Source organism: Rhodococcus sp. NPDC057135, from assembly GCF_042670865.1.
Taxonomy (GTDB): domain Bacteria; phylum Actinomycetota; class Actinomycetes; order Mycobacteriales; family Mycobacteriaceae; genus Rhodococcus_F.
In genome coordinates this window covers 1-12330 of record NZ_JBHUUU010000032.1, presented here as the reverse complement: position 1 = coordinate 12330, position 12330 = coordinate 1, and the positions used below count along the sequence as shown (strand labels likewise).

The following is a 12330-nucleotide window of genomic DNA, read 5'->3' as shown; positions in this document are numbered from 1 at the left end:
TCGAAATTTGGTCAGGCACTTCGTACAACCTCGTGTCACTCGCTGTGAAGCGGGAGTCGGTGTCCGTGTCGCTCTGACTTGGAATAAGTTACGCGTCCGCTGAAGTCTTTGACAAATCCTCAGGTCAGGGACTCGAGGTTGCCCGTTTCCCCAGCTAGATCCCCTACGGCGACCCAACTTCGTCGATTCGGGCAACATGTGACGCCGGACACCACGGCTCGTTGGCCAACCGTCGCGGACTCACACCACCTGGACACGGATCCCCGCGGCCTCGAACAACGTGACCTGCTGTGCGTCTACCGCAGCATCGGTGACCAGCACAGCCCCCGGCGGTATCGGCGCCCACGCATGGAAAGGACGTTCGCCGAGTTTGGCGGAGTGCGCGAGTATGTAGACCTCGCCGGCACGTTCGATCATCATTTCCTTGAGCCGGGTCTGATCGAGCTCAGCTTCACAAATGCCCAGGTCAGCGGTAACTGCGTCCGCTCCGAGGAATGCCTTGTCGAACGACACCCTCTGCAACGACGCCTCGGCGAGTGGTCCGACAAATCCTTGGCTGAGCGGCCTCAACGTCCCGCCGAGACATTCGACTCGGACACCATCAGCGTCGGCTAACGCCTCGAGCGCCGTCAGCCCTGCAGCGATCACCGTCAAATTCGTCACGTGACGTAAGAACTCGCCCATCGCGCCCACCGTGGTGCCTGCATCCAGGAGCACAGTTTCTCCGGGCCGAACCTGCTCGGCAGCCCACTCTGCAATCCCCCGTTTGGCGTCGAACCCCTCCATCGCTCTCTGACGCAGAGATGATTCCGGATGGGGATTGATTGCAATTGCCCCGCCATACGTGCGTGCGATGAGTCCCTGAGCAGTCAACTGACTCAGGTCTCGACGGATTGTCGACGCGGTGACCCCGAACTGAGCCGAGAGGTCCTCGACGCTGGCCAGACCACTCGTGCGCGCAAGTCTCGCGATTTCAGACCGCCGCGCCTCCGACTCCCGGATGGCCATCGCTCCTCCCCCCTACGAACTCTGGTGCTTAGTTGGAAACGAATGTGCTGGTTGCCAATTCGGCCGCCTGCCGCAGCGCTTCGACCATACTACCGGCCTCGGCGATGCCCTTACCTGCAATATCGAATGCGGTTCCATGATCGACGGAGGTTCGTATGACCGGCAAGCCCACAGTGATGTTGACCCCGGCCTCGATTCCGAGGACCTTGACCGGGCCGTGGCCCTGATCGTGATACATCGCGACGATCAAGTCGTAGTCACCACGGCCGGCCAGGAAGAACGCGGTATCCGCCGGCAGAGGACCGTGGACGTCGATTCCTTCTGCCTTCAACAGTTCAACGGCAGGAATGATCTTCTTCTCTTCCTCCCCGTAGCCGAAGAGCCCATTCTCCCCTGCGTGCGGGTTGATCCCGCAGACGCCGATCTTCGGAGCCGGATTTCCGGTGCGCACCAACGCTTCATGACCTCGACGAATGGTCCGCTCGACCAGACCCGGTTCGATCCTGGCGACCGCGTCGAGCAGTCCGATGTGTGTAGTCACGTGAATGACCTTGAGCTTGGGCGTCGACAACATCATCGACACCTCCTCGGTACCGGTCAGGTGCGCAAGCAATTCCGTGTGACCAGGGAAGATGTGCCCTGCCGCATGCAGCGCTTCCTTGTTGAGCGGCGCGGTGCAGATCGACTGAACTTCACCGCGAACAGCGAGTTCGCTTGCAACGCGGATGTACTGATAGGCCGCATCTCCCGCGACTGCCGACAGTTCACCCCACGCGAGATCCTCAGGTAGCAAGTCCAGATCGATGACGTTGATCCGTCCATCGATGAATTCAGCATCCTTGATCTCCTCGACGGCGATCACGTCGACGTCGATTCCGAGAACCTCGGCGGCCAGACGCAGGCGCTTCGCGTCGCCGACAACGACCGGGCGGCAACGCTTTCTCGTTTCGTCGTCGAGGAGTGCGGGGATGATCACTTCCGGCCCGACGCCGGCGCCGTCACCCATCGTGACAGCGATCAGCGGCAGTGGGGTGGTTTCGATTGGCATGGGATTGACCTCGTTGTCTGAAGGTTTCACTGAAGGTGGATTATCCGGAGCGGCAACCGAAGTGGGGTGCGCGAGAAACTCCGTTATGGAGCAAAGACTGTGTACATCCCCGAAACTTCCTGGCCGCGTGACGATGTACCGACCGGTGTGATCGACGGAAAGAACAGCGCCGTGTTCGATTTCGTGGACCGGTGACAGATTGTCGATCCGCAGGCGGTCGAGAACGCTGCGCGCGGTTTCGCCACCGGTGAGGACCAAGTCAATCGGGTGTTCGTCGCCGGCGAAGCCCGCATCGACGGCACCGATCAGCTCCGCGAGCGCCGAAGCAAGATGGACGGAATCTGACGGCACAACTGGTCCACTCAGCGAGACCACCACGCTCCCGTGCTCCAATGCATTCAGAATCGACATCGGATCGACTGAATGTGCCAGGAGTTCAGCACTGTTCACCTCGATGTGGCGCGTACCTCCGTCGCGAAGCAACGCCACCTGGTCCCCCGCCGATACATCCGCCGTCCCCACAACCACCAAAGTGCATCGAGAATCACGAAGAGATGGACGCACGATTGGTGACTGCACTGTCCTTCTTCGAGCAACTGCCGCTGCGAGCGCGGATGTTCCTACCAGACGAGCCTGCGGAATCTGCTGCGCTGCAGCCACAATCAGATCAAGGTCACCTTCGGTCTCGACGTCGCAGATCACCACCGACCCGCCCTCCGAGGTCGATGAAAGAACCTGGCCCAATCGTTCGGAACGAATGTCGGCCAGCGACACGCCAGAAGTGATTGCCGACGAGCCGAGCGCCTCTGCAATCGATCGAGGCGGTGGCATCAACTCTGCGCGCCACAAGTCGGTGGCGTGCAGAGCAACCCCCTCGACGAACACCACCCCGCCGCGCACCGTGCGCCCCTGCCTTGGCAATCCGGCGGCGACGATGACCGGAGATCCGTCACGGGAGAGTTCCGCAACCTCCGCGGCCACGTTGCCTCTGAGTAGCGAATCGATCTTCTTCACGATTTCGGAGCCTGCGGACGATTGCAGGACTGATCTCACGTCACGAGAAGCACTGGCGGGGTCGGATCGTCGTGAGTGCAAATCAAAAACTGTCACACCCGATTCATCGGGCTCTCCTGGACCGAGTCGAAGCGATATTCCGGAACTTCGAAGCAGAAATCCTGCGGCCGACTCCGCAGCTCCGGAAAGATCATCAGCGATGATTACCAGCGGTTTCATCGAATTCCTCGACCCCCTTTCGGTCTGAATCGAGTATGCACAGCATCGCAATCGATGCGCGAAGTACGCAATTGAAGTTACGGGACTTGCGCGAACTGCGCAACAGTGCAATTGTGAGCTGAGTTACAAGCGAGAGCCCGAGACGATTGTTCACCAACAGTCCGCTCGGAGAGTCGCCCCCACGCTGCCCCGTCAGGATCGAAAGGTCACCGATGACCAATACTCGTTTGCGAACACCACAGCTCTCCCGGCGATCCTTTCTGCAGTTCACCGGGCTGATCGGTGGCGCAACGCTTCTGGGCTCAACCGCGGCTTGCGCCGGCCCCACCGGGAAGCCGACGCAGGACACACTGGTGCTCGGACTCAACCGTTCACTCGTCAGCCTCGACAACAAGCTCAACCAGTTCGACGCAGCAGTCACGGCGCAACGTGGTGTCAGGCAAGGGCTCACCCGTATCGGCGACAATCTCACGCCGCAGCTCGTTCTCGCCGACAGGTTCGAATCGACCGGCCCCACCGAGTGGACGGTTCGACTCCGCGAGGGCATCCGTTACTCCGACGGCACACCCGTGCAGATCGACGACGTAGCTACCGCCATGCAGATGTACCAACAGGTCAGTGGATCGTTTGTCGCTCCGCAGTTCCCAGAGTGGCCGACGGTGGTTCCGATCGACGAGCGCACATTCATCCTCCGAACCAACTCCCCTGTACCTGTTCTGGACTCACTCATGTCCAACATCTTGATCACCCCGGCCGCGGCCAACGAACCTAACGAGCTGCAGAGCGGAATCGGGTCGGGACCGTTCATCGTCAGCGAATCGAACCGAGGCACAGGCGATTACACGCTTGTCGCCAATGACAATTACTGGGGACCCGCTCCCGGCGTTCGCCGTGTCCAGGTCCGCTTCATTCCCGAAGAGGCCGGCCGCGTCGTCGCTCTTCGGAGCGGGGAGGTCGACGTCATCGATTCGATCAGTCCGGATTCCGCCGAACAACTCGCCGACTTACCCGGCGTCCGGGTGGACACCGTGCCGAGCACGCGCATCAACCAGTTGTTCTTCAACTTCCGCAAGCCCGCCGATCACCCACTGTCCAATCCGCGTGTTCGCGAGGCACTGACCTACGCCATCGACGGCGAGTCGCTCGCCCGGGACGTACTGATCGGGTCCGCGGTGCCCGCCACCGGTCCAGCCCCGTCCACCTTGGATGGAGCTGTGAAAACCGGCACCTACCAATATGATCCGCAGAGGGCCCGGCAGATGCTCGACGCCGAGGGCGCAGACGACCTCGAACTCACCTTCATCTGGGAAACCGGGGAGTTCACCAACGACGTCTCGGTGATGGAATCGGTGCTCGAGATGATGAAGGCAGTCGGAGTGCGCGTCAAACTCCAGCAGTTCGAACCGGGCGGAGACATCTCGTCGTGGCGCCAGGGAAAGACCGGAGACTGGGATGTCCTCGGCAACGGTTACGGAAATCAGACCGGCCTCGCCTTGACCACCCTTCAAGGGATGTACGCGGGCACGGCGGAGAAGGAAGCAACTCGCGATACCTATCACGGGTACGTCTTCCCCGAAATCACCGCGAAGATCCAAGCCGCATCCAGCGAACCGGACCCGACCAAGCGCGCTGCTCTCCTCGATGCAGCGCAGCAGGACATCTGGGAGACCTGGCCTTGCTTGTGGAGCTTCGTACCGAACGCCCTCCTTGCGAAACGCACTCGTGTTCAGAATGTTTCACTGACCCCCATCAACTCCTACGACCTCGGCGCCGTCCGATTGGAGGCCTGAGGCGATGACTCTCACCGCTCCGAAACCGCACACGTCACTTGGAATCTCCCCGGGTCGTCGTACAAAGATGAACCCGACCGTCAAATACGTGCTAAAACGTCTGGCACAGAGCGCACTGACGATCTTCCTCACGCTCACAACAGTGTTCGTGCTGATCCGGATGGCACCGGGCGATCCTGCCTACGCCTTGGCCGGCCCGTTGGCCAGTACAGAAGATCTCGCACAGATCCGTGCTGACATGGGCTTGGACAAGTCGGTGTTCTCCCAGTACCTGATCTACCTGTGGGATCTCCTTCACCTGAATCTCGGGACGTCGTACTCGTTCCAGGCGCCGGCCATGGACGTCGTCCTCGGCAGACTTCCGTACACCATCACGTTGGCCGTCAGCTCCATTCTGTTGACCGCTGTACTTTCGATTCCGTTGGGCGTGTGGATGGCCCGCCACGCGGACACCCGCCGCGAACTCGGTGCGAACGTCGTGGCCGTCGGCGGACAGTCCATGCCGGAGTTCTGGAGCGGCCTGATGCTGGTGACGATCTTCGCGGTCCTCATCCCGGTACTACCTGCCGCCGGATTCACCACGTGGCCGTCGTTGATCCTGCCCACCGTAACTATCGCCATCCTTCAGATCGCGTTGATCTCCCGGATGGTTCGTCGCGAAATGGTCACGGCTTTCGCTTCGCCGTACATCACCGTCGCACGCTCTCGCGGGGTATCCGAACGCGAACTCACCTGGCGATATGCGATGCGTAACTCGGCAATTCCCATCGTCACCGCGCTGGGCACCAGATTCGCCGGAATGCTGAACGGCGTTGTGGTGGTCGAGGTCGTGTTCGCCTGGCCAGGTGTCGGCTCCCTGGTGGTACGCGCGCTCGAGACACGCGACTACCCCCTTATCCAGGCCACCGTGCTTGTCACTGCAGTTCTCGCCGTGCTCGTACAACTGGCAGTGGACCTCCTCTATCCCCTCCTGGATCCACGCGTGCGACTCGGAAAGGGCGCCAACTGATGACTACGGTCTTGGAACCTCCCACAACCCCACGCTCCAGCGCGGTCACAGAGGCAGACTTCGCACGCGCTGGAGCCACACGTCGTAAACGAGACAGCCGGGTCAAGATCTGGGCCGGCGCGATCTGCGCGCTGCTGGTGATTCTTCCCGTTGCATTGGCCGGGCTGCTCCCCCTGGCAGATCCGAACCAGACCAATCTGAGCAGTCGGCGGCTACCGCCGCTCACCGACGGCCATCTGTTCGGCACCGATCAGTTGGGACGAGATCTCCTCTCCCGAATCCTGCACGGCGGCCAAGTATCTTTGACAATCGGCATTCTCGCCGTGATCGTCTCCGGTGTCATCGGCATCGTCGCCGGATCCGCCGCGGGGTACTTCGGCGGCTGGGTCGACACCGTGATCTCTCGCCTTCTCGAGGCGCAGCTCTCTCTGCCTCTGCTCATGATGTTGCTTCTCGTCGTTGCCCTTTTCGGCCCGTCCATTCCCGTGATCACGTTCGTCATCGCGATCGCGCAGTGGCCCGAAGTTGCGCGACTGACACGCTCGCTGGTACTCGTGGAACGCGAAAAGCCCTATGTCGCAGCGGCTAGAGTGCTCGGGCTTACCCGCATGGCCATCCTGCTTCGTCACGTCATTCCGAACATCGTCAAGCAGGCATCGCTCGTCGTCCTGCTTCTGCTCGCTCAGGCCGTTCTGTTGGAAAGTTCCTTGAGCTACCTCGGCGCCGGCCCTCAACGTCCGTTTGCGACCTGGGGCCGAATCATCGCCGACGGACAGGACTACATCACGACGTCGTGGTGGATAGTCACGTTGACCGGTCTGATGATCGTGCTGCTCGTGATCGGAGTAAACCTGCTCGGCGACGGCCTACGTGATCGACCGGCAGGGTCGAAGCGACTGGGCGCAAGCCTGTTCGGGCGTGGCAGCGCCCAGAAAGCGAAGGGTTGAGTCATGGGCAATCTACTTCGGGTCGACGACCTCCAGATCGAACTCGTCACTGCAACGGGAGTCATCCGGGCCGTCGACGGCGTCTCCTTCTGTATCGACGCAGGCGAAACCGTCACCATCATCGGTGAATCCGGCTCGGGCAAGTCGACAACCGCCATGGGTATCCTCGGGCTCTTGCCGGACGATCTTGCCGTTCTCTCCGGGAGAGCTGAATTCAAAGGCCAGGACATTCTCGGAAAAACGAAGATCTTGAACGAGATTCGTGGAAGACACATCGCCCTGATCCCCCAGGACCCGATGACAGCACTGAGTCCGGTCCACACCATCGGAAGCCAAATCCGAGAAGCAGTACGGCACAGTGGGATTACGACCAAGAAACAACAGGTCGATCGAGCCGTCGAACTACTCGAGCAGGTACGCATTCCCTACCCGGAGCAGCAACTCGACAAGTATCCGCACCAACTGTCAGGCGGAATGTTGCAGCGCGTCCTGATCGCCGGAGCTCTTGCCGCCGGCCCCGAACTCATCATCGCCGACGAGCCCACCAGTGCACTGGACGTCACAGTCCAGGCCGGCATCTTGGACCTGTTGCTCGAGTTGCAGGAACGGACCGGGATCGGAATGCTGGTCATCACTCATGATCTCGGAGTTGCGCGGCTGGTCTCGGATCGGATCTACGTCATGAAGGACGGCCGTTTCGTCGAGACCGGCGGAGCCGAGGACCTCGTCAACAAGCCACAAAGCGCTTACACACAAAAGCTTCTCGACGCTATTCCTCACCTCGGCCCTTGGGATGGCGATCCGGCCACCAAGTCCGAGCCGACACAGATCGGAGCCTCGGCATGAGCCCCCACGAAACACCACTTCTTGCCGTCGAAGATCTCGTGGTCGAGTATCCGGTGCCCGACGGAGTCTTCCGAGCGGTCGACACAGTGAGTTTCTCGGTGGAAAAGGGCAAGACCCTGGCCATCGTCGGCGAATCCGGATGTGGCAAATCGACAATTGCCCGTTCGATCGTTCGGCTCCTGACCCCGACCAGCGGACGCATCCTCGTCGACGGCGTTGACATCGCGCAGATGTCCGAGAAGTCGCTGCGCCCCTTTCGCTCTCGCGTGCAGATGGTGTTCCAAGACCCGTACGGATCACTGGACCCCCATCTCACTGCCGAGGACATCATCGGAGAACCACTCCGCCTCAAAGGCGTTCGAAGCAAGTCAGAACGCGCCAAGGCAGCAGCAGTACTCGTCGATCGCGTTGGCCTGCCAACCTCGGCACTACACCGGCGTCCGGCAGAGTTCTCCGGCGGCCAACGTCAGCGCATCGGAATCGCCCGGGCACTGGCCAGCGGACCCGAACTGTTGGTGTGCGACGAAGCCACCAGCGCCCTGGATGTTTCAGTCCAAGCGCAGGTGCTCGAACTGCTGCGAGAGATCCAGTCCGATACGGGGTTGACGTACGTTTTCATCTCACACAACTTGGGAGTGGTGCGCGAGATCAGCGAGACGGTGGTTGTGATGTCCAAGGGCACCATCGTCGAAAGCGGTTCCACAGAAACAGTTCTCGCCAGCCCACGCGAGCCGTACACCCGCGCACTACGTGGTGCGGCCCTCGACCCCACCACGATGGTCGGGATCAAACCACGCCACGTAGTGGCCGCACTGTCCAAGAACTTGCTGGCCAAGCAGATCGAATCACGAGGAGTTGCCTGATGACCGCCCCACTGGAGCTACCAAAACTGGTGCTGGGCACCATGACCTTCGGGGATACCGTCGACGCTGCGGGTGCGGGCGCGATGCTCGACGCCGCACTCGACGCCGGTATCTCTCACATCGACACGGCCAACGGCTATGCGGGCGGCGAGTCCGAGCGAATGCTGGCAAAACTGCTCCACGGCCGACGCGATTCCATCACTCTGGCCACAAAAGCAGGAATGCCACACCCCGATGCCGGCGACAACAGCCCACTCTCGGCAAAGGGGCTACGGGCAAGTGTCGATGCAAGCCTTCGGCGGCTCGACACCGATTACATCGACCTGTTCTACCTTCACCAGCCGGACCGAACCGTCACACTGACCGAAACGCTCACGACCGTCGCAGAACTGGTTGCAGAGGGCAAGATTCGCACACTCGGCGTTTCCAACTTCGCAGCCTGGCAGATCAGCGAAATCAACTACACCGCAGACACAGTCGGCGCTCCACGGCCGATCGTCGCACAACAGCTCTACAACTTGCTTGCCCGTCGCATCGAAGAAGAGTACGCAGAATTCGCGGAAGTCACCGGACTGACCACAATGGTCTACAACCCACTCGGCGGTGGACTGTTGACCGGGCGTCACACTTTCGAGGAAAGCCCCTCAGGCGGCCGATTCGGCGACTCCCGCCTTGCGTCGATGTACAAGGAGCGGTACTGGAACACGCAGATATTCGACGCGATCGCTCAGCTGACGGCGATCGCAGAGCAATCGGGTATCTCCATGACCGAGCTTGCGTTGCGCTGGCTGGTCAGCAAACCCGCAACTGGGTCCGTGCTACTCGGAGGATCCAAAGTCGCACACCTCGAATCCAATATCGCCGCCATCGGGCGAGGACCACTGGACGCCTCGATCATCGAAGAGTGTGACCTCGTCGGTTCCGCGCTGCGTGGCCCTATGCCCAACTACAACCGCTGAAACACCCGACCTTCACCAGGAGAGCTCTCCGCTATGTCAGCACAAGAATTCGCCGCACGCATCCGAGGACGCGAACGCATTCTCGGATACTGGTCCGTCATCGACAGTCCGATCTCCACCGAGTGGATCGCGCATGTCGGCTGGGACTACATCGCTCTCGACATGCAGCACGGATTGATCGGCTATTCGGGGATGGTCGCCGGACTCACCGCAATCGACTCGTCACCGTCCACCGTCGGGATGGTGCGCGTCGAGGCGAACAACCCGACGCCTGTCGGACGAGCACTCGACGCGGGCGCTGTCGGCGTCATCGTTCCACTGATCAACAACGCCGAAGAGGCCGCGGCCGCTGTGGCAGCCGCCAAGTATCCGCCATTCGGCATCCGCTCTTACGGGCCCATGCGCTCGCAACTCCGTATCGGCCCCGTTCCCGCCGACGCGAACCGCGACACTGTTGTCTTCGCGATGATCGAAACCCCACAAGGCCTGCAGAACGTCGAAGAGATCTGTGCTGTAACCGGATTGGACGGCGTGTACGTCGGACCGTCCGATCTACGAATCGCCGTCGGCGGTAAGCATTCCAACGATCCAGACGTCTCCGAGGAATTCGAAGCCGCGCTCACCCGGGTGCGCGAAGCTGCCGCCGCCTGCGGGGTGGCTGCCGGGATCCACACACCTACCGGTCAGGTTGCAGCACAACGCCTCGCAGAGGGTTACACCTTCGCGACCGTAGCCTCGGACCTGACGCATCTGGCGAATGTCTCGGCTCAGCATCTGGATGCAGCCAAGTCCTGATCCGCGTACAAAAATGGCGATGCTCCCGTACTTGGTACGGGAGCATCGCCATTCTCGAACGACTAACGCTGAATTGCCTTGATCTCGAGGAACTCTTCGAGCCCGAACGTGCCTGCCTCGCGTCCGACACCCGACTGCTTGTATCCACCGAACGGCGCATTGGTGTTGAACGCACCGCCGTTCACCTCGACCTGACCGGCCCGCAGCTGCCGTGCGACGCGATCCGCGCGATCGGGGTCACCTGACCAGACTCCGCCGGCCAAACCGTATTCGGTCCCGTTGGCTATCCGCACTGCGTCGGCCTCGTCCTTGTAACCCATGATCGAAAGGACCGGTCCGAAGATCTCCTCGCGCGCAATGGTCATATCCTCGGTCACGTTCGCGAACACCGTCGGCCCGACGAAATACCCACTGGCCAATCCGGTTTCGCGACCGTCGACAACCGCGGTAGCGCCCTCGGCTACACCCTTCTCGATGTATCCGCGAACGCGTCCCAGCTGATTCGCGTTCACCAGCGGTCCGAGCACCGAAGTCGGCTGAGTCGGATCACCTACCTGGAAATGAGCGGCCACCGCAGCAGCAATTGCCGCTGCCTCGTCCACCTTCTCCGCGGGAACCAACATACGCGTCAGCGCCGAACAGGTCTGGCCCGAATTGATGAAGCACTTTGCGACGCCATCCGTGACAGCTTTTTCGAGGTCGGCGTCGTCGAGAATGACGTTCGCGGACTTGCCTCCCAGTTCAAGCGAGACCTTCTTGATGGTGTCCGCAGCCACGATGGCCACTCGCTTGCCGGCCCGAGTCGATCCGGTGAAGGAGACCATGTCGACCTCGGGGTGGCCGGCGATGGCTTCACCCACTACCGGGCCGTATCCGCTCACCAGGTTGAATACACCTGCAGGCAAACCGATTTCGTCGAAGATGTCAGCGAGAGCGTACGTGATGAGAGGCGCAACCTCGGTAGGCTTGAGAACCACGGTGCAGCCTGCGGCTAGTGCGCCGCCAACCTTCAAGACAACTTGATGGAGCGGGAAATTCCACGGAGTGATTGCGCCGACAACACCCGCCGGTTCGCGAACGATCAGCGAATTCCCGACCTCGTGTGCGTCGAAATCATAAGTGCGGGCCAATTCAGCAAAAGCATTCAAATTCGCCAGCGGCATTCCGATTTGTACGGGCTTGGCGAATCCGATCGGCATGCCCATATCCTGCGAAACCAGCGCCGCAAGATCATCGGTACGTTCGGCAATAATCGCAGCAGCTTTGGAAAGATATTCGGCGCGCTCGCCGCCCGATAGTGCAGACCAAGCGGGGAAAGCCTTTCGTGCTGCCTTCGCGGCCGCGTCGACATCTTCGACGGTGCCCTCGGCGACAGTTCCTATCAGCTCTTCCGTAGCCGGATTGAGAACGTCGATCCGACCGCTGCCAGTGGATTCGATCCAGGCGCCATCAACATAGATTTTGGTGCGGTCGAGAATATCGGTCATCGAAGCCTCCGTAGTCAGCACGCGTGCACAGGTGAGGTGGGCCCGATCACACGGGGCCCTCTTCCGAGCCTAGCCACGCTCGACGGGTTCCGTGGCAGGTTGGTGGAGCGATTGGCGCTCGACTGACGAGACTTGCGGTGGGCGCACGCTTTTCAGTGATCGTGTGAACGGTACGTTCATCTCGCTGGAGGCGACGGAAGTGCCGTTCGCTCGAAGACGGGGGCGGTTTGGGGGATGGTTTGGGGATGGTGTGGGGGTGTTTTGGGTACGAGAAAGCCCCCCAACCACGAATGGTTGGGGGGCTTGTCGTTAAATTGTGTTCGGCGGTGTCCTACTCTCCCACAC

Annotated in this window: 10 protein-coding genes; 7 read left to right on the top strand and 3 right to left on the bottom strand. The window is 61.0% G+C overall.

All coding sequences use genetic code 11. The features are described from left to right. Positions 1-240 precede the first annotated feature (240 nt). Positions 241-1008: a DeoR/GlpR family DNA-binding transcription regulator gene (locus ACFT1A_RS30805; protein ID WP_378450087.1), complete on the bottom strand. Its 768-nt coding sequence runs from the start codon at positions 1006-1008 to the stop codon at positions 241-243. Between the two features lie 28 nt (positions 1009-1036). After that, positions 1037-3289 (bottom strand): 4-hydroxythreonine-4-phosphate dehydrogenase PdxA, encoded by a 2253-nt coding sequence (pdxA, locus tag ACFT1A_RS30800; protein ID WP_378450086.1) that lies wholly within the window; start codon positions 3287-3289, stop codon positions 1037-1039. Positions 3290-3501: 212 nt separating this feature from the next. On the opposite strand from pdxA, the gene ACFT1A_RS30795 reads away from it, so the two are divergent. The 7 genes from ACFT1A_RS30795 to ACFT1A_RS30765 all read left to right on the top strand — a co-directional run bounded on the left by ACFT1A_RS30795 (position 3502) and on the right by ACFT1A_RS30765 (position 10498). After that, positions 3502-5079 (top strand): ABC transporter substrate-binding protein, encoded by a 1578-nt coding sequence (locus tag ACFT1A_RS30795; RefSeq protein ID WP_378450085.1) that lies wholly within the window; start codon positions 3502-3504, stop codon positions 5077-5079. Positions 5080-5167: 88 nt separating this feature from the next. After that, positions 5168-6088 carry an ABC transporter permease gene (locus ACFT1A_RS30790; RefSeq protein ID WP_378450084.1) on the top strand — a complete coding sequence of 307 codons (921 nt, stop codon included), beginning with the start codon at positions 5168-5170 and terminating at the stop codon, positions 6086-6088. Then, positions 6088-7035 carry an ABC transporter permease gene (locus ACFT1A_RS30785; RefSeq protein WP_378450083.1) on the top strand — a complete coding sequence of 316 codons (948 nt, stop codon included), beginning with the start codon at positions 6088-6090 and terminating at the stop codon, positions 7033-7035. Before ACFT1A_RS30790 ends, ACFT1A_RS30785 begins: the two co-directional genes overlap by 1 nt. 3 nt (positions 7036-7038) lie before the next feature. Continuing rightward, positions 7039-7881, top strand: coding sequence for an ABC transporter ATP-binding protein (locus tag ACFT1A_RS30780; RefSeq protein ID WP_378450082.1), 843 nt, complete (start codon positions 7039-7041; stop codon positions 7879-7881). Further along, the gene (locus tag ACFT1A_RS30775; RefSeq protein ID WP_378450081.1) at positions 7878-8744 is read left to right on the top strand and encodes an ATP-binding cassette domain-containing protein; all 867 of its coding nucleotides are present in this window, start codon (positions 7878-7880) and stop codon (positions 8742-8744) included. The genes ACFT1A_RS30780 and ACFT1A_RS30775 overlap by 4 nt, the downstream gene beginning before the upstream one ends. Continuing rightward, positions 8744-9703 (top strand): aldo/keto reductase, encoded by a 960-nt coding sequence (locus tag ACFT1A_RS30770; protein WP_378450080.1) that lies wholly within the window; start codon positions 8744-8746, stop codon positions 9701-9703. Before ACFT1A_RS30775 ends, ACFT1A_RS30770 begins: the two co-directional genes overlap by 1 nt. Positions 9704-9736: 33 nt before the next feature. Next, positions 9737-10498: an HpcH/HpaI aldolase/citrate lyase family protein gene (locus ACFT1A_RS30765; protein WP_378450079.1), complete on the top strand. Its 762-nt coding sequence runs from the start codon at positions 9737-9739 to the stop codon at positions 10496-10498. A 62-nt stretch (positions 10499-10560) separates the two neighbouring features. Here ACFT1A_RS30765 and ACFT1A_RS30760 read toward each other — a convergent pair whose 3' ends face one another. Next, the gene (locus tag ACFT1A_RS30760; protein ID WP_317557097.1) at positions 10561-11985 is read right to left on the bottom strand and encodes an aldehyde dehydrogenase family protein; all 1425 of its coding nucleotides are present in this window, start codon (positions 11983-11985) and stop codon (positions 10561-10563) included. Between the last annotated feature and the right edge of the window lie 345 nt (positions 11986-12330).

What these genes read in the sequence shown, in the direction of transcription:
- ACFT1A_RS30760 (WP_317557097.1), bottom strand. Translation starts at nt 11,985, where the DNA reads ATGACCGATATTCTCGACCGCACCAAAATCTATGTTGATGGCGCCTGG.
- ACFT1A_RS30780 (WP_378450082.1), top strand. Translation starts at nt 7,039, where the DNA reads ATGGGCAATCTACTTCGGGTCGACGACCTCCAGATCGAACTCGTCACT.
- ACFT1A_RS30765 (WP_378450079.1), top strand. Translation starts at nt 9,737, where the DNA reads ATGTCAGCACAAGAATTCGCCGCACGCATCCGAGGACGCGAACGCATT.
- ACFT1A_RS30805 (WP_378450087.1), bottom strand. Translation starts at nt 1,008, where the DNA reads ATGGCCATCCGGGAGTCGGAGGCGCGGCGGTCTGAAATCGCGAGACTT.
- ACFT1A_RS30795 (WP_378450085.1), top strand. Translation starts at nt 3,502, where the DNA reads ATGACCAATACTCGTTTGCGAACACCACAGCTCTCCCGGCGATCCTTT.
- ACFT1A_RS30785 (WP_378450083.1), top strand. Translation starts at nt 6,088, where the DNA reads ATGACTACGGTCTTGGAACCTCCCACAACCCCACGCTCCAGCGCGGTC.
- ACFT1A_RS30775 (WP_378450081.1), top strand. Translation starts at nt 7,878, where the DNA reads ATGAGCCCCCACGAAACACCACTTCTTGCCGTCGAAGATCTCGTGGTC.
- ACFT1A_RS30770 (WP_378450080.1), top strand. Translation starts at nt 8,744, where the DNA reads ATGACCGCCCCACTGGAGCTACCAAAACTGGTGCTGGGCACCATGACC.
- pdxA (WP_378450086.1), bottom strand. Translation starts at nt 3,289, where the DNA reads ATGAAACCGCTGGTAATCATCGCTGATGATCTTTCCGGAGCTGCGGAG.